The organism is Zavarzinella sp. (assembly GCA_041399155.1).
Classification (GTDB): domain Bacteria; phylum Planctomycetota; class Planctomycetia; order Gemmatales; family Gemmataceae; genus JAWKTI01.
Map to the genome: position 1 here is coordinate 335,781 of JAWKTI010000005.1, position 16,545 is coordinate 352,325.

16 protein-coding genes are annotated in these 16,545 nt (G+C 49.1%); 5 read left to right on the plus strand and 11 right to left on the minus strand.

The window, feature by feature from the left end:
• Positions 1–112: 112 nt before the first annotated feature.
• The 3 genes from R3B84_21840 to R3B84_21850 form a co-directional block, all read right to left on the minus strand.
• On the minus strand, positions 113–1,024 hold the full coding sequence (locus R3B84_21840) for an ADP-ribosylglycohydrolase family protein (GenBank protein ID MEZ6143216.1): 912 nt from the start codon (positions 1,022–1,024) through the stop codon (positions 113–115).
• 162 nt (positions 1,025–1,186) lie between these two features.
• Entirely contained in the window at positions 1,187–1,693 is a 507-nt protein-coding gene (locus R3B84_21845) for a hypothetical protein (GenBank protein ID MEZ6143217.1), read from the minus strand.
• A 260-nt stretch (positions 1,694–1,953) separates the two neighbouring features.
• Positions 1,954–2,397, minus strand: coding sequence for a hypothetical protein (locus tag R3B84_21850; GenBank protein ID MEZ6143218.1), 444 nt, complete (start codon positions 2,395–2,397; stop codon positions 1,954–1,956).
• Positions 2,398–2,877: 480 nt separating this feature from the next.
• Between R3B84_21850 and R3B84_21855 the strand changes: the two genes are divergently transcribed.
• From R3B84_21855 to R3B84_21870, 4 genes are all read left to right on the plus strand, one after another.
• On the plus strand, positions 2,878–3,279 hold the full coding sequence (locus R3B84_21855; GenBank protein MEZ6143219.1) for a hypothetical protein: 402 nt from the start codon (positions 2,878–2,880) through the stop codon (positions 3,277–3,279).
• Positions 3,280–3,312: 33 nt separating this feature from the next.
• Positions 3,313–3,717 carry a hypothetical protein gene (locus tag R3B84_21860; GenBank protein ID MEZ6143220.1) on the plus strand — a complete coding sequence of 135 codons (405 nt, stop codon included), beginning with the start codon at positions 3,313–3,315 and terminating at the stop codon, positions 3,715–3,717.
• A gap of 146 nt (positions 3,718–3,863) precedes the next feature.
• Positions 3,864–4,172 (plus strand): hypothetical protein, encoded by a 309-nt coding sequence (locus R3B84_21865; GenBank protein ID MEZ6143221.1) that lies wholly within the window; start codon positions 3,864–3,866, stop codon positions 4,170–4,172.
• Positions 4,173–4,344: 172 nt separating this feature from the next.
• A complete protein-coding gene (locus R3B84_21870) occupies positions 4,345–5,679 on the plus strand; it encodes a hypothetical protein (GenBank protein MEZ6143222.1) in 1,335 nt (444 codons plus the stop codon).
• Between the two features lie 522 nt (positions 5,680–6,201).
• Here the strand turns inward: R3B84_21870 and R3B84_21875 are convergent.
• The 5 genes from R3B84_21875 to R3B84_21895 form a co-directional block, all read right to left on the minus strand.
• The gene (locus R3B84_21875; protein ID MEZ6143223.1) at positions 6,202–6,876 is read right to left on the minus strand and encodes a sugar transferase; all 675 of its coding nucleotides are present in this window, start codon (positions 6,874–6,876) and stop codon (positions 6,202–6,204) included.
• A gap of 153 nt (positions 6,877–7,029) precedes the next feature.
• Entirely contained in the window at positions 7,030–8,217 is a 1,188-nt protein-coding gene (locus tag R3B84_21880) for a glycosyltransferase family 2 protein (protein ID MEZ6143224.1), read from the minus strand.
• 9 nt (positions 8,218–8,226) lie between these two features.
• Positions 8,227–8,610, minus strand: coding sequence for a hypothetical protein (locus R3B84_21885; GenBank protein ID MEZ6143225.1), 384 nt, complete (start codon positions 8,608–8,610; stop codon positions 8,227–8,229).
• A gap of 127 nt (positions 8,611–8,737) precedes the next feature.
• Positions 8,738–10,195: a hypothetical protein gene (locus tag R3B84_21890; GenBank protein MEZ6143226.1), complete on the minus strand. Its 1,458-nt coding sequence runs from the start codon at positions 10,193–10,195 to the stop codon at positions 8,738–8,740.
• 333 nt (positions 10,196–10,528) lie between these two features.
• Positions 10,529–11,860, minus strand: a complete 1,332-nt coding sequence (locus R3B84_21895) for a sulfatase-like hydrolase/transferase (GenBank protein MEZ6143227.1) — start codon at positions 11,858–11,860, stop codon at positions 10,529–10,531.
• Between the two features lie 174 nt (positions 11,861–12,034).
• Here R3B84_21895 and R3B84_21900 point away from each other — a divergent pair, with 174 nt between their 5' ends.
• Positions 12,035–13,051, plus strand: coding sequence for a peptidylprolyl isomerase (locus R3B84_21900; protein MEZ6143228.1), 1,017 nt, complete (start codon positions 12,035–12,037; stop codon positions 13,049–13,051).
• A 477-nt stretch (positions 13,052–13,528) separates the two neighbouring features.
• Here the strand turns inward: R3B84_21900 and R3B84_21905 are convergent, their stop codons facing one another.
• The 3 genes from R3B84_21905 to R3B84_21915 all read right to left on the minus strand — a co-directional run bounded on the left by R3B84_21905 (position 13,529) and on the right by R3B84_21915 (position 16,491).
• Complete coding sequence (locus R3B84_21905) at positions 13,529–14,878, minus strand: PQQ-binding-like beta-propeller repeat protein (GenBank protein MEZ6143229.1); 1,350 nt, start codon at positions 14,876–14,878, stop codon at positions 13,529–13,531.
• Positions 14,879–14,998: 120 nt separating this feature from the next.
• Positions 14,999–15,652, minus strand: coding sequence for a DUF2306 domain-containing protein (locus tag R3B84_21910; protein ID MEZ6143230.1), 654 nt, complete (start codon positions 15,650–15,652; stop codon positions 14,999–15,001).
• A gap of 8 nt (positions 15,653–15,660) precedes the next feature.
• Complete coding sequence (locus R3B84_21915) at positions 15,661–16,491, minus strand: DUF1559 domain-containing protein (protein ID MEZ6143231.1); 831 nt, start codon at positions 16,489–16,491, stop codon at positions 15,661–15,663.
• Positions 16,492–16,545: the final 54 nt, after the last annotated feature.

Consider the following 16,545-nt stretch of genomic DNA (forward strand, 5'->3'; position numbering starts at 1 on the left):
ACGGGTCGCGATTCCTGATCCTATCGCTTACCTAAGCCACTTGCAGCCGACTTCACTTTTAAAAATGTTCTGAGCGGTAGTCGTCCGCTCCATGCCTTGGTTTCAAAACAGTTCACCACCAACTTTCTCTATTATTTTGCCAATTATCCAGAGATTCTCTACGTTGGCGCCAAGTGGAAGGGATACCATCCAGGCCTGTTCGCATAGCTAGAATACCTCCTACGATGGCGCAGGTTGTATCTCGATCGCCAAGACCTCTTACAGTTGACCAGATGGCCTCTTCATAATTATTGAAATGCCTTGAAGCAACCCACAAACAAAAAGGAACTGTATCTTGAGATGACATGGCTGTACCGTTACCCAGTGCTGAAACAGCCGTTTCGATTGAATAAGAAAAAGGAAGATTAATTGCTCTACCAATTTTGTTCCGTGTGTCAGATTCAGGTATGTTAGCGTAGATATAACTTAATAATGAGTAATCATCTAATTCAACCAACCTATTATTCCACATCCATGCTGATGCCAAAGCAACTGCCAAGGCCCCCATTTGTCCCTCTACATTTGAATGTGTAATCTCTGCCGACAATATTGCATTGATTCTTAGCGCATCAATGTCATCGGAAAAAAATGCGCCAAGCGGCGCTATGCGCATTGCAGCTCCGTTACCATGGGAGCCCTTGCCGTCAAACACTGCTCTTGAGATGGACTTCCAGTTTTCACCATTATTCAAGGCTTGTAGGATACGGTGGGCTGTACCACCATAACCACGACTAGGGTTTATCTGATAATATGCTGCAAACCGTTCGGCCAATCTTTCTTGATTGACCTGGCCAAACTCTTGTAATATTTCAAATAGTGCAATAGCCATAATCGAATCATCTGTTATATGCCAAGGAGTGGCGGGGATATTTCTACATTCGATATTAGAAATCACATCTTCTACATGGCCAAAAAATTGTTGCCCGAATGCATCACCCACAGATAAGCCTTCTAATGAAATCATAGCCCTTTCAATTGGATTCATAAGCGTGCAACCATATCTCACATCTAACGGGTTTTCAATTGTGCAGAGTAGCGGAGAGGATAATAAGAGACTCGTGCTTCAATCGATTACTTAGTCGACCTGTGGCCGTCACCTTTACTATATGCTCTATAGTCTACCCGGTTAAGTTAGCCTCTGGCTGGCTTAAAGTTCAAGCGAAGCAGTGTCGTGTTCGGTCCTTGCAGTCAATGCCTCATGTGCGGAGATGTCGTTGGACATGATGTACAGTTGAAGGCTGTGCCGACCACATGCCGCTAGTAGCTCCGGTGGGAATTCTAATTCCATCTGGTCTTGGTCCATACGAACTTCGACGAACAGACGTAGCGACAAGCCCGTCGCACGCATCACTGCAATGACCTCCGGTGACCGCCGGTCGAAAAATTCGCTGGTGGCCAAGAACGCTTCCATCACGCCCCGGAAGAATGCCTCAGTTTGTGCACCAGCGTCGGCAGTCTTGTCAACATGGTCATAGTCATTGTATCGCACGACTGCGAAGTACACCATGCCAGACACCCACTCTCCGCCATCCGCGAGTGTCGCATAGACCTCATCGGATCGAATGTTGAGCGGCGCAATAAACTCGGCGGCTGTTACACCCCGCCCGTCACCTCGGGATGCTTGAAGCCCGATAAGGATCGAGCCGACTGACATTGATTGTGTCTCCTGTGACCAACCTGGGTGCGATTGAGCAGTCTCGCGGTGTGCATGTTTTAAATAAAACGATCTCTGCTCCAATCGATCACTCAAGTCGCCTTTGGCCGTCACCTTTACTATATGCTCTATAGTGGACTCTAGTAAGTTCAGCAACCAGCTTAATGTAAAATTAACTCGCTCACAGTCAACACGCTCACCATGGCTTAGGACAATATTGTGTGTCGTTCCATCGTCTGATTCAGCATGCCTTGGTTTACTCAATCGCTGAACCCTGGGAATATGCTGGCGACGAGATTCCAAGCATTCTCAAACTCTAAGGATTCAAACGCGGCAGCACCGGCAATATCTTGCATGAATATTCTCGCCGGAATTCCGTTGGCCCAAAACTCGATTTGCCGATAGCTGCTATTTGGATCATCGGGCTCATGTTTTGCATCGGCAGTGGCTAGTGCCTGGGCCAGAGCACTTCCGACGGCTGCAAGTTGTTCGTCGGAAATCTTGTCGTACCAATGCCAGAACCAGCCAGTTGCCCCATCGCCGGATTCGTGGATCGACTCTTCAGCATACCCAGTTGGCTCTATTCGACGTCGAATGTGCCTGAGACGTCCACTCGCAAATCGTGGCGTCTCGCGCATGATGAGGTAATCGTCTTTCGTGAGGGATAGGTGGGCGCCTTCGTTGTGCTGTTTAAACTTCTGCATTACGCGAACCCGTACGGCTACAAACTATTATTGAGTGGGTCTGCTTGCGACCGATCCACTGTATCTGGTTGCGAATCAGGCATTTGCGACTGGGTGACGGTGCGATCAGGATCGTTGGCAGGGTCGTGGGTGGCCATGTGGGATGCCTCATTATCATTCGTAGTCCACTTTAACAACATCCCCAGGGGATCACAAGTTGGTAAATGAGAATATTTTCAGTAACTACATAAAAACTGATTTGCTTATGCACAAGTATATGACATGTAATAAAATGACATATAATCTAATCGCCGTTATGGGATTTTTCTCTTTGCCGAATTTTCACTGCCCACTGTTCGATACTGTCCAGCATTGATTCAGATTCTACCATAATTGGAGATAAGATTCTCATTTTGAAGAATTGTTCTTCGGTGGGAGTCTATTCTTGGCCTGAGCGATTGTGGTGATTGCCGGGCTGAAGTCATATCCAGGGAGAAATGTATGAAATTGTGGAAAGCCGGCGTTGCCGGGGTACTCGCTGTGGCATTGGTTGCTGTAACCACTGCAGATGAAGCTCTGAAAATCAAAGACGTGATGAAAGCTGCTTACGGGAAAGGCGGTTTGAAGACCACCGTTGGCAAAGAACTGAAAGCCAAATCTCCCGACTGGGATGCAGTGGCAACTCAAGCCAAAACCTGGGTCAGCGCTTCCGAATCACTGGGCAAAAACACCCCACCCAAGGGCACCGCAGAAAGCTGGAAAGAAAAATGCGAAGCTTACGTGAAAGCAGCCAAGGATCTGGAAGCCGCAGCAGGCAAGAAAGATCTGAAAGCAGCAAACGCCGCTTTTGCAGTGTTGACCAATGGCAAAACCTGTGGCGGCTGCCACGGCTCCCACAAGTAAGCTGAAATTGTTGGTTCTGTTGAAGGTTGATTGATGATGAAATACGCTCGATTTGCAGTTGGCTTTAGTTTCCTTGCTCTCCTTGGCATGATGATTCAGGCAGATGAGAAGTTGAAAGACATCAAAACCTGCATGAAAACACTTGCTTCTGGGCGGGATAGTTTGAAAAACTCTGTGAAGTCTTCGTTAAGCAAAAAAGACTGGTCTGCTCTGGAAAAACAATCCGAGCAGTGGGTTTCAATTGCGGAAACATTGACGAAAAGCAAGCCACCCAAGGGCACAGATGATGAATGGAAGGAAAAAACAGAAGCATTTCTGAAATCTGCGAAGAAATTGCAGGATGCCTCTGGCAAGAAAGACTCGGCCATTGCAAAAGAAGCATACGCAGAATTAACCAACCCGAAAACCTGCGGTGGCTGTCATTTAGCCCACCGTTAAGCACCCACTTTTCTGCTGCTTGCATTCAATACATTCGAACAACGCACAGCTCTGTGGAATCACAGAGCTGTTTTTGTTTACATGGAATTTCAATTCACCCATCCTGTATAAGTATCTCACTTGGTATGCTTTAATCAGGGTGAAGTGTGCAAAATCAGATGGTCAAACTCGTTCTCAAAATTGCAGCAGTCCATTTTTTGGCTGTCCTCACAGAATTTTCGTTCGCACTTAGCCTGCTTACAGTTAATGTTGAACCTACTCCATTTGTTCTTGCGGCAGCAGATATTTTTGAGGCTCTTTGTCACCCAATGCTCTTGTTTGCCAAACCTGCACCTGAGTGGGTATTGTTCTTGCTGATTATTGCAAACAGCTTATTTTGGGGAATTTCTCTCGCTTTCGCTTATCGCTGTATTGTTACAATCTACGTGCGGATGAGTCTTTCTAAACTTGGATAGTACCGAATTTATTGAAGTCATTATGTGAATTTTGGGAAGGAATTGTGAGATCATTCTCATCTTTCTCCAATTGTGGGCTGTACCGGTTCCCGATTTTTTTGTATTGACCAACTGGGTAAACTTTGGCGATAGTGTGTCATCATCTGTTTGGCACCACGTGGGATTTTTTCGCATGTTGACGGCAGCCGGCTTTCTGACACTCGCACTCGTTATCCTGATCACCCTGGTGTGGTTGCACGACAAGGGTTTTCACCGTGGATTGCGGATCAGCCTGATGTTTGCTTTTCTGCTGGTTCCCTGGTGGCTGCAGGTGCAGGTACGGTCGATTGAAATGAATGCCGCCACCACCGTTGGCCTGACTGTGTTGGCCATTGCCCTGTTTCGCCCGTTTCAGGGGCTGACTACTCGCTGGATCTTTGCCGATCTTATTGTTGGCTTGCTGGTTGCCACCACTGTAATATCCGACCTGAACAACAAAATTCTGATTCCCACCCGCTCGCTGGAAGTGGCTCTTACCTGGCTTTTACCGTATGTGATGGGGCGACTATTTATCCAGAAACCGGAGGATTTGCTCTCCGTGCTACCTTACCTGTGCATTTTTGTGCTGCTAATTGGTGGCTATGCCCTCGTGGAAGCCTTCGGCAAAAAAAATGTACTGGCAGATCTGCTGGGAATGAAGTGGGAGCGGGCCAGTGATGCAGAACTATATCGCTGGGGTCTGTTGCGGGCCCGTGGACATACCACCCACCCGATTTACTTTGGGTTACTGATGGTGCTGGTGTTACCCTGGCTGTTGCTTGCAAGTCGTCAGACAATGCGTGGTTACGGTCAGGATTGGTGGATTGCCACCATCCCACTGGCAGCATTAGCGACCTTTGTCACGGTTTCCCGTGCAGCACAACTGGCGATGGGGATTGTTTTCGGAGCCGACCTGTTCTTTCGCCACCCACGCTGGCGGGCACCTATGTTCCTGATGGCACTGGTGGCTTTCGGTGGCTTTGTTGCATTTCGGGCAGAAATTCTGGACGCACTGAGTAAGTATGCGGGCGAAACCGATACCGCCGAACATTTTGTGGTGATTGAAGGGAAAAAACACCCCTATTCCGGTACTTTGCACCGCGATCTGCTTGACCTGGTGTACGCACGGGCGATTGATGAATGTGGCTGGTTTGGCTATGGTTCCACGTTGAAGGATATCCCGGTCGATTCCCGCATGGATGAACGCTTTAAGTCCATTGATAACCACTACTTAAAGATCTTGATCATCAACGGTTACGTGGGAGTCTTCACGCTGGCAGTGCTGATCGCACTGGGGTGTTTTTACCTGGCTGCCGAAGCATTGTACGGTGGCTATCCTGTCCGCGATTGGGCAGGGGGAATGTTTGGTGCGTTCCTTGCCGTCGCCATTGCGTTACGCGGGGTGGCATTCGAGCCAGATTTTTCCTGTTTCTGGATGTTTACGATCGGAGTTGCTGGATCCCTCCGCACCGCACGGCTAAGAAAATGAGAGCATACTCATCAAATCAAATCTCATGAGTTTTCCCACGGGCGGGACGCCCGTGCAACGGTTCACCAATGAGTATTTACAGTTCAACGTAACATGGGCGTCTCGCCCATGAGTTTTTCACCACGGGCGGGACGCCCGTGCTACGATTCACCAATGAGTATTTACAGTTCAACGTAACATGGGCGTCTCGCCCATGAGTTTTCCCACGGGCGGGACGCCCGTGCTACGTTTTACCAAGTAAGTAAAGCCTTACGTACCATCTACGGTTCAACAAGTTACTACTTCCCTGCGTAACATGGGCGTCTCGCTCATGACTTTTACACCACGGGCGGGCACCCTACGGTTAACCAATGAGTTCTTATGCCCTACGTAACATGGGCGTCTCGCCCATGAGTTTTACACCACCATGACTTTTACACCACGGGCGGGACGCCCGTGCTACGATTCACTTATTAAAAATACGACTTTGAAAATTCGCTTATACAGCGGGGAAAAGAGAAGACTGTTGCTAAGCAAACAGGTTTAATAAGCACCGCGGCCAGAAAATACTGCGGGGAAGGTCAACAGAATCAATTTGAAATCGTACCAAATCGATCGTTCGCGGATGTATTCAATGTCCAAATCGACCTGCTGGTGGAAATCGAGGTCCGCCCGGCCGCTGACCTGCCAGATGCAGGTGAGACCTGGGGTGACATTCAGTCGCCGGCGTTGCCGCAGGCTGTATCGCTCGACTTCTGGTATCACCGCTGGACGTGGCCCAACGAGAGTCATTTCCCCTACCAGTACATTCCAGAGTTGTGGTAATTCGTCGATACTGGTTTTTCGCAGGATCTGACCAATCCATGTAACTCGTGGGTCGCGTGTCATCTTGAAAGTGATCGAATTATTGTGCTTGTTCATTTTCATCAGTGCTTGCTTGCGGGCTTCCGCATCAACCACCATGGAGCGAAACTTCACAAACTCAAACACTCGACCGCCCAGCCCAACACGCTTCTGGCGGAAGAAAATTGGCCCACCGTCGGTAAATTTGATCAGTAAGGCAACAACAAGAAAGACCGGTGATAAGACCACAATCGCTGCCGCAGAAACAACAATGTCTACAGTGCGCTTCAGCACCTGGTATTCTGCAGATTCCCCCACCCATGTGTGAATCCGTAATGGAACAACGTTGTCTGTGGCAATTCGCACAGAACTCATCGCTGGCTCTGCATAGGTTCGAGAATGGGAATATTCTTTTGCGAGCATCGTTAACAGTACGTTACAAAACGCACGCCTTGATTGTCTAATAGATCCATACCAGCAGTTTTGCATCCGCACAACTAGAAATATTTGGTATAAACAGAAATTTCGTCATTTTTCAACAATTCGTTCAGTCCTCGTCCAACTTTTTTGGCGATGAAACAGGAATTTGGCGTAAATCGGCAATTTCCACAGAATGTACAAAGGTATTTGCATCATCACGGAGAGTGGCAGCATCGTGCGGCCATAGCGAATCCAAGCCAGCATTCCCGCAAACAACGTCAGCAGGAGACCACTACATAATAGCACCGTGGGCAACCAGGAGCCGCCAGTTAATAATTTCGTCGTCAGAATAACGACCATTGCCCCCACCCAGCAGACCGCCAACAACGACAGTGGGGGAATCAGAAGCTCTGATGCCAGTAATAATGACGACCAGCGCAGGTGGGTGATTGCATTCAGCCACAAGCGTGGCACCTGGGTCAGCATGGTTTGCAGATGACCGTGTTCCCAACGGGTGCGTTGTTGTGTTGCTGCCTGCTGGGTGGGGGCTGCCGCACCCTGCAAGCGAGCCGCAGGGCATAATTGCGGTGGGATTCCAATGATCGTCAGATCAACGCCCAACTTCATATCTTCAACCAGATTGCAAGTACCCAATTCAACCTTGGACAGTTCTTTCCATGGGAACGCCATGCCGGTGCCTGTCAGTAAACAGGGGCCACCTAACTTGTAGAGGCCCAGTGGGCGAATCAGATTTTTCAACAGCACCGCAAAAGCAGAAATCCGTTGTTTTGGCTCCGTTTCCTGACCAGTTCCTATCAGATACACCCCCTGGGCAGGGCGATTGGTGCGATCAACCTGATTGATTAAGACATCCAGACAACTGTCAGATAGTTCGCAATCTGCATCTACAATCACCACCACTTCAGGCGGATTGTGCTGCAGATACGCCATGCCATGCGCCAACGCAAATCCTTTCCCGCGATCTGTGGCGTGAGTGCGTTCAATCACCTCGACACCCACAGTGCGGGCGATTTGGGCAGTTTCATCCATACAATTGTCGGCGATTACCACAATTCGGTCAGTGGACTGCACCTGGGTTTGCAGACGCTCTAACGTCTGCTTTATCATCACTTCTTCATTGTGTGCGGGGATCAGTATGGCACACTTCGAACGTGGTTTGATTGTCGCACTACGTTGCAGTGAAACCACTGCCAACAGGCACTCGGTGGCCAGAATTAAGAACGGAATACTGACCAGAATGGCCAGAACGAGTGCAGTAATGTCGAAAATGTTCAAGGAAATCTGCTATTCTGATTTCAGCGAAACAGAAACAGTGGTGTTTTTGGTAGAATTGCCGACCAAGACGACCACTTCTTCTTTTGCGGGGATCGTAATCGATTGTGTGTCCTGCTTTACTTTATGTTTGATCAGCAGGAAGTTATCCTTGTCGGAAACATCAGACAATTCGACACTTTCCTTGAAATTTTTGGAGAGCACAACCCCGTAGCTAAGTTCTGCATCGGTAGAGTTGATGGTAACCACCACTTTCTGGTCTGATTTCGGTGGATCAATGAAAAAAGTTTTCACTTCACCAGTGGTGAGTTCAACAGTTTGGTTGAAGTTCAGTTTGCTGCAACCCACCAAAAACATTACTGGGCAGCACAAAAGAGCGGTAATGACACGATTCATGAGAAAAAATTCCGAAATGTGTGACTGTACCAATTAAGGTAGAAAAACATAGCCGGAATGGCAGTGGGGAAAGCCTTTATAAATAATCAGTTATATATCGAATGCTATATACATCGTGTTGCCGTTATTACAATCCCCCACCGATGGTGGCAGCGAGGACTGGAAAACGGATCATTCGTGGGGTTGGATCGTTCGTTTTCAGCGTGATGTGGCTGTCGCGCAATGTGCCAGACAGGGCACCTGCAGGTAGTGTGACGCTCAGTCGCCATTGTTTGCGATTACCCACGTCTGCCATGGGTTCCAGCTTCACTTTCAGGTAAGATGGTACCACCTCTTTGTCAACCACGGAGATATCGAGCCCTGGCCGATCAGCGATCAGGCTGACAACCTGGGTGCGGTCGGTTTTTCCAGTGGTGGATCCGAGATCGATTCGGCCATCTTTGGAGCCATTCGTAATCCGGATATCCCCACGGATCTGCCCTTGTACACTTACTTGCAGCGAGGAACCCGCAGTGGAAGTGCCCAGCGAGCGGACTTCCATTTTTCGTACCAGTGGGCCAATATCCAGTTGAAAAGTCAGTTTGTCGTCGCCTTCACCCACAACAACAGATTCCGCCACTTGCACATCAAACTTGTACAACGACTGTGGGTCGGTGGCAGTCAGTTTCTTCTCACGCAGAAATTCTACCAGCGAGCGGTATTCCGCTTCACTCGCAGGTTCGGGCTGCGTCATTGTGACACACGGATTACCCACATGGGCGGGATTGGTGAAGTTCACATCCAGAACCAGATTTCTGCGGGTCAGCGACCAGCAATAAAAGGTGTCTTTGGTTTTCTGAAAACTTCCTAATTCATTAAAATCCCAAGTGTTGGTATTTTTCCACTCATCGCCTTCTTTGCGATAAATTACGAAACCCGGTACCACCAACCCCTGTGCCTTCACATCATCCTGAAAACCATTCCCATTTGGTAGATTGGAAACCACACTGGCAGAGATAAATTGTTGTCCTTCTTTTTTACCCTGCCACTTCAATCGCAGAAAACCAAATTGTGGGTTCCCATTGGACGCAGGCGGTACATCCTGGACGACACCCGCACCATTTTTGAATACTTCCTGCCATTTCAGTTGATCATAAAAGGCCAAATGATTCATCAATGCCTCAATTGGCTGTGCCAAACCGCCCAGGGGACTGTTGATTAATGCGCACTTTTGTTGATATTCGTTCCAGAGGGGCGTTGATATCAGTGCCATGTCAGCACCTGCACATTGACAGTTGACACCAGCCACCTGCACCTGTACTGGCTGGTCGTGCTCGTTCTTGAACAGGAATGGGAACGATGCATCCTGCCCCACTTCGATTGATTCATCCCACATTCGGATGTGGACGGGATCACCACTGTTGGTTTTGATCGCTTCGCGGGTAAAAAACCGCAATGGGATGATTTTTTTCCCTAACCCTTTCCCCTGGCTCTGGTCGTTATTGGCATCTTCATCCGGACCAGCAGAGCGATTCATGTAGGTGATGACGAAAACAATCCCAACCACTGTCGCAATGGTGATAAACGGCTTCAAAAACGACTTCATCGATCTACCACATTCAGGGTGAAATAACTCAGTTATTATACGTTCTTTGGTGGGGAGATGTTCTGAAAAACGAATCTCGTTTCCTGAAAGGCTGTGGTAGTTTGAAAATGCTGGTTAATTCAACCTGGATTCAAGGTGTTGCTGAATTCGTTCCATAAACATATAGCTGCAGTGTTGGTGGATTGAGCGACCAGAACAAGCAGGATGGTCGATGGCCCACCAGATTCAGTCAACGAAATCAGCCCGGAACCTGAACGTTGAGAGATTGCGTGGGCTGTGAGACCAGCAATTCCATTGCAATCACTAGCTTAATTCTAACAGCTCATTTTCTGTTCAAGGCAGATCTTTCAGCCATTCCTGGCGGATTTTTTCCAACCGTGCTGCAACTTCGGGTTCCTTTTCCAGCAAATTAATCTTTTCTCCCGGGTCATCATTCAAATTCACCAACATTCGTCCCCCCAGTGGGATGTTCGTCCCTTTGCCACTGGTATCACGTGGGTTGCCCAGCAATTTCCAGTCGCCCTGCCGCACAACCCACTGTGGGGCTTTGCCTTGCCCAAGCTGCCAATAAAAATTGGCGTGTGGCGTAGGTGCTTTCCCATCCGAAATCACTGTTTTCAAGCTGCGACCGTCCAGTTTCACCTTGGGAATTGCTACGTTGCAATATTCTGCAATCGTGGGTAGCCAGTCGCACCCGACGGCAAGTTGGGTTCGGGTTTCACCTGCTGGAATCTGTCCCGGCAACGAGGCAATCGAAGGGACACGCAACCCACCTTCAAACAAACAGCCTTTTGCACCTCGGTGGGGCCCGGCATTGCCTCCACCAAAGAAGGCTCGTTCCTCAGTGGAGTGTCCATGATCCGATTGAAATATAATCAACGTGTTATCTTTCAGGCCCAGGCGATCCAGTTCGTCTAAAACTTCCCCCACCAGTTCATCCATGGTGGACACAAACTCTGCATACTGGCGACGTGGGCTGGGTAGTTTTGCATAGTGTTTTCGCCATTTTTCCGTTCCCTGCATCGGGTAGTGGGGCATATTGATCGCCCAATAAATGAAAAAAGGCTTTTTTTGTGGTTCCTTCAGGAAAGATTTCACCTGTTCCACCATCAACGTGGGGAAATACTGACCGTCACGCCAGATTTCCTTCCCATTCTGCCACAGATCGTGCCGGTTTGGTCCCTGCCAGTAGAAGAAATGAGAATAATTGTCGATGCACCCACCCATGTGGCCGAAACTGGAATCAAAACCCTGTCCCAGTGGCATCGTTTCGGGCGTGAATCCCAGGTGCCATTTCCCCACGTGGGCAGTTCGATACCCACCTGTACGCAGCATTTCAGCAATGGTTACTTCCGTAGTAGGCATTCCTGGCTTGCCCAGTTCCGAAGAAACATTGTTGGGCACACCTGCCCGCACGGGAAGACGACCAGTCATCAGGCCCGCACGCGAGGCAGAACAGATCGCCGAAGGTGCGTACATCTGGGTGAATCTCACTCCACTTTTTGCCAGTTTATCCAAATTTGGTGTGGCAAGGTCTATCGCACCATAGCAATTCAGATCAATAGTCCCTTGATCGTCAGAATAAATCACCAGCACATTCGGTGGTTCTTTCCCTACTAAGCCAGTAGTGATTAACAACATCAACAACATTACGGTGCGGTGCATCGGCTTTCCCACGTGAAAAAGATTTCATTTCCGTGCCACAGTAACCTGTCGCTGCACCTTTTGCAATCATCAAGGTGGGTTTGCGGGAAACTCCCACTTACCAGAGTTGACCTTGCGTATCCTGGCAGGTGGGGGTATTTCAAAAAGCGTATTTAGGCACGTTTGGACAGAAAGATGAAGAACCTTCGATGCACCGTTCCGTATGTTGCAGGGATGCTTTTACTGGGTGTTGGCTACTTTTGGGGGCAATCGGATACCGATTTGCTGCGGGCCCAACCGGGTACCGTTACTCCCGCGTCTGCGGAAAAAGTGGTCGCAGACGACCGCGTGGTAGCCTACCTTTATGGCGATAAACCGTTATCCCGTCAGGAGTTCGGTGAATATCTCATCGCACGTTACGGCAAAGAACGCATCCGTCCCTTTGTGAATATGAAAGTCATTGATGGGATTGCCAAAAAGCACAACATTGTGGTGACGGAAGCAGAAATCGAAGCTGATATTGAGCAAACGTGCAGCAAAATCGGCGTTCCCAAGAAAGATTTTGTGGAAAAAGTGCTGAAAGACCGTTACGGCAAGAGTATTGATGAATGGCGGTATGACGTGGTAAAACCACGCTTGATTCTGACCCACCTGTGTCGGGAAGAACTGAAACTGGACGATGAAGAGCTGAAGAAAATCTACGAAAACTTCTACGGCGAGCGGATTCAGTGTCAGGTAATCATGTTTACCAAAGAACAACGGCAATATGTCACCCGCATTTACGATGAACTGCGGAAGAATCCGGTGAAGTTTGATGAAGAGGCACGTGGGCAGTTTAACAGCCAACTGGCCGCCACGAAGGGAATTGTCGACCCGATTGGCCGTAACAGTGGGCCCGCCACCGCAAAAATTGAAGAAATCGCATTCTCATTAAAAGAAGGCGAAATCAGCGAGATTATCGAAATCCCTACTGCTTTGATGATTATTAAGAATGTGAAGCACCACAAGCCGAATGGTCAGGTTACTTTTGAGCAGGCCAAGCCCCACCTGGCACGTGAAGCGACCGAACGACAACTGGAACAGTTGATTCCGAAAAAGTTTGCGGAAATCAGCCAGGAAGCCCACCCACTGTTCGTATTTTCCCCACCCGACATCACTCGGGCTGAAATGGAAGATCAGACGAAACGATTGCTGAAAACCGAGCAGAAATAAGCACTGTCTCGCATCTCGACAGAATTTTACCTTTGATGTGTTGGGCGTAATCACAGCACGGACGACCCGCCTGTGAAAGTACACCAAGTACGAGTCCCCCCATTTTACGAGCAATAAAGCTTGAGTGTAATCGTAGCACGGGCGATCCGAGAGACCCAATTTACGAGCAATAAGGCTTGAACGGGTTTCAATATTTTGGATTCAATTCGACTGATTTTCTATTGGAGACAAATACTAAATGCTGTTGATCGCGATATGAATTCCATCAATTGAACCGGCTTGATATCAAGTTGTCATTGGCCCTGAAGGGGCCATTCTGTCAGCGCAGGGTGAGCGAAGCGAGCCCTGGGTAACTGATACAAAAAATCTTCGGCCCTGAAGGGGCCGTTGACTAATTAAGTGATGAAGGTAAGCAATTTTAGTCAGAACAGATCCATTTCGAACTGCGCTTTCAGAGCCATCAGAACCAAATTGTAGCTATTTCGGCGTGCTGATGCAGTACAATGCTTCCCTTGTGCGAAGGAATAATCGGCCGTTGGCGATTGCGGGCGTGGCGAGTGAAACCTCATTCAGCACATTCTTACCAACTAATTCGAACTCCTTGCCCGCCTTTACCACGTAAGTGGTTCCATCTTCTCCCAAACAGAAAACTTTCCCCTGATAGCTCCATGGCGATGCAGTGAAACTGCCACCTAATCGTTCTCGCTCATAAACTGTTTTGCCAGTTTGTGCCTCGAAGCACGAAATGAATCCAGTTGAGTACAAAACGTAGAGATAATCGCCCAGAACAAGCGGTGTGGGGTGATATGCTCCGGCTGGTTCTTTGTACCAGACGATGAACTCGTTGTTAGTCTCACCTTTCTTCAAGGTGATGTCGCCAGTGGCCCCTGGTTTCACTGCAAAAACGGGCCGTGGCCTGCCAAATTCATAACCGGAACTGATGATCAACAAGTCGCCCGCCACAACGGGAGATGGGACACAAATTGACGACATCCCACCGAATTCCCAAAGTAATTTGCCGTCCAGGTCGTATGACCGCACCTTTCCTTTGCCGCACGTTACGATTTCGGTCCGCTTTGCGTGCTTCCAGATAAAGGGCGTTGCCCAGTTGCTTTTTTCGTTGCGGTCCGTCTTCCACAGCACCTTGCCGGTGCGCTTATCGAGGGAGACGATAAATGATGCTTTTTCGTTGTCGTTCACAATGATGATCTGGTCTTCATGCAGCACCGGCGATGCACCCGTACCCCAGTTCAATTGCGTGGGCACGACATCCCATGTCCGCGTCCAGAGCATTTGGCCTTTCAGGTCGTAGCAAAAAATGCCCACGTTGCCGAAGTAGGCATAGACCCTCTCACCGTCAGAAACCGGGGTTTCGGAGGCGTAGCTGGCTTTCACATGGATGGGGTGTTTTGGCTTACCCTTGTGGGCAACCTGTTCCCACAACACCTTGCCTGTGGTGGCATCCAGGCAGAACAGAGTCCAGCGGTGTTCACCGTCGTGGGTCTTCGTATCCAGCGGTGCATAGTAGCCCGTTTTCGGGGCAGCCACTTTGGCATCAGTCACACAACTGGTGACAAACACGTTGTTCCCTACCACGATCGGGCACGACCAGCCGTGGCCAGGAACCTCAAATCTCCAGGCAATGTTCTCTTTCTCAGTCCAGGTAGATGGTGGCACAACGGAATCGGTAATCACCCCCGTCCCTCCCGGCCCACGAAACTGTGGCCAGTCGGTGGCTTGTACTGTTGTGGGTAGTGCTGCAGCGATGAGCGTCAGCCACAGACAACGGCCGGTGGTAGATATCGCCTGCGATAAATTGTGGATCATTCGTAAACTCTTTGAAAAGCGTGGGTTCGTAATGTTTATCTTACCAAGCGAACGCCACGGATAAAACCTTGCCGCAAGTTTCGCGATGGGGGTATGCACCACCACAATGAAAGGTCTCGATCATTTGGCTTCTGATTGCGTTGTGCGAAAATATGGCACACGCAGCACAATTTCCAATGTAGCAAGCGGTAGCAGCCAACTGCACCATGCGGCGATGATATAGGCGGTTTCTGGATATTCCACGCCAATCACGCTTGCTGCACCGGAAATCAACCGAAGTACTACTGCAGAACAGATCAGGACAAATGTACGCAGCATCCAGCAACGGTGTAAATCGTATCGGTGCCACCTCGCCTGCAAAACACCAATGGCTGCGCAGATTCCAGTGTTCAGCGACAGTATCAGAAAACTCAGGCCGGCTCCCCACCCGCCAAAGGCATGCTGAGACATAACCATTGCCGAAGGCAGCATCAATACCAGCAAAATAATCACCTGAATTCTGCCCAATATCCGATGCAGGCCTGGCTTTCGGCGTCGAAAGGCAGCACTCAACAGGATCAAGCCGTTAAGCAGCACCACCGGACCAGAAAAAATATGAATGTAAAATGCGCTGCGATAGGCGCCTGCGAATGTGGCTTCTCGACCTTGCAAAAAAAGCGATTCAAAGTTCGGTGGGAAATAATCGACGTAATTCGCTACGATTGTGATGAGAACTCGAACAATCAGCACCACTGTCAGCCAGCGCAGAATTGTTTCAAGAATTGGGTGCCTCATTGTGGTACTCAATCCAGATTTTCCGATTCATTCCCAGCGATGGTGATGGCAGCAGCCAGAACTTTTGGATCAATTGATGTCTTGATGGCTCGAGTCGAAGCGTCTACCATTGCCACTTGAATCACACCCGTATGGATACCGAATGATTGATGCTCGGCAGCCATTATAACAGTGGCTGGGTCAAATCCACGAACAGTGGAATTGCCGCCACGTGCCCAAGGCCCAGGATTGAAGTTTGTTTCCATTAACGCAATCGTATTGGATGAGCCATCTTTCATCAGCGTATAATTGGTGAGTCGGTCGTAGCCCATAAAGCCATTACCAGGGGTGCCTGCGGGTTGAAGTGCAGCGTCGTTCCCAATCCCGGCCATGGCGACATAGTGTGTCACCCTATCATTGGGTGCCTTCGCCTTTGCCGTGGGGCAAAGAAGCGTCGTTAGGACCGTGGAACCGGGACGCAAATTTCCATGCCACCCTTTATTAAAGTCGAATTGCTTATGCAGGTGATCCTGTTCCAGATAGGGTAACAACGCAACCAGCCAACTGAGTCGATCTTCTGGAACAACTCCTGGCCGCATACACCCAGTGGGAAAGGATGAAGGAATCGCACCAGCCTCACCATTGTTCATTCCGTCTGGTCTGTCGCTGTAAAAATGTTGTGCAAACATCAGCTGTTTCAAATTATTCATGCACTTTGAGCGTTCAGCAGGTTCTCGCACTCTTCGCACTGAGGGTAATAGTAGCCCAATCAGCATGACGAAAATGGCAATGATCAACAGGACTTTGACGAAGGTATATCCGCCGCGGGAAGAGTGCGATGAATTGACAGTGCGTAACATACAAAGTTCCCCAGAAGATAGGTGAAGCAATTCCGATGGGTACACTTTGTATCG

Excerpts from the sequence above, each read along its gene's own strand:
- R3B84_21870 (MEZ6143222.1), top strand. The coding sequence starts at position 4,345 with ATGTTGACGGCAGCCGGCTTTCTGACACTCGCACTCGTTATCCTGATC.
- R3B84_21905 (MEZ6143229.1), bottom strand. The coding sequence starts at position 14,878 with ATGATCCACAATTTATCGCAGGCGATATCTACCACCGGCCGTTGTCTG.
- R3B84_21895 (MEZ6143227.1), bottom strand. The coding sequence starts at position 11,860 with ATGCACCGCACCGTAATGTTGTTGATGTTGTTAATCACTACTGGCTTA.
- R3B84_21900 (MEZ6143228.1), top strand. The coding sequence starts at position 12,035 with ATGAAGAACCTTCGATGCACCGTTCCGTATGTTGCAGGGATGCTTTTA.
- R3B84_21890 (MEZ6143226.1), bottom strand. The coding sequence starts at position 10,195 with ATGAAGTCGTTTTTGAAGCCGTTTATCACCATTGCGACAGTGGTTGGG.
- R3B84_21885 (MEZ6143225.1), bottom strand. The coding sequence starts at position 8,610 with ATGAATCGTGTCATTACCGCTCTTTTGTGCTGCCCAGTAATGTTTTTG.
- R3B84_21910 (MEZ6143230.1), bottom strand. The coding sequence starts at position 15,652 with ATGAGGCACCCAATTCTTGAAACAATTCTGCGCTGGCTGACAGTGGTG.
- R3B84_21845 (MEZ6143217.1), bottom strand. The coding sequence starts at position 1,693 with ATGTCAGTCGGCTCGATCCTTATCGGGCTTCAAGCATCCCGAGGTGAC.
- R3B84_21860 (MEZ6143220.1), top strand. The coding sequence starts at position 3,313 with ATGATGAAATACGCTCGATTTGCAGTTGGCTTTAGTTTCCTTGCTCTC.
- R3B84_21850 (MEZ6143218.1), bottom strand. The coding sequence starts at position 2,397 with ATGCAGAAGTTTAAACAGCACAACGAAGGCGCCCACCTATCCCTCACG.
- R3B84_21855 (MEZ6143219.1), top strand. The coding sequence starts at position 2,878 with ATGAAATTGTGGAAAGCCGGCGTTGCCGGGGTACTCGCTGTGGCATTG.
- R3B84_21915 (MEZ6143231.1), bottom strand. The coding sequence starts at position 16,491 with ATGTTACGCACTGTCAATTCATCGCACTCTTCCCGCGGCGGATATACC.
- R3B84_21875 (MEZ6143223.1), bottom strand. The coding sequence starts at position 6,876 with ATGAGTTCTGTGCGAATTGCCACAGACAACGTTGTTCCATTACGGATT.
- R3B84_21840 (MEZ6143216.1), bottom strand. The coding sequence starts at position 1,024 with ATGAATCCAATTGAAAGGGCTATGATTTCATTAGAAGGCTTATCTGTG.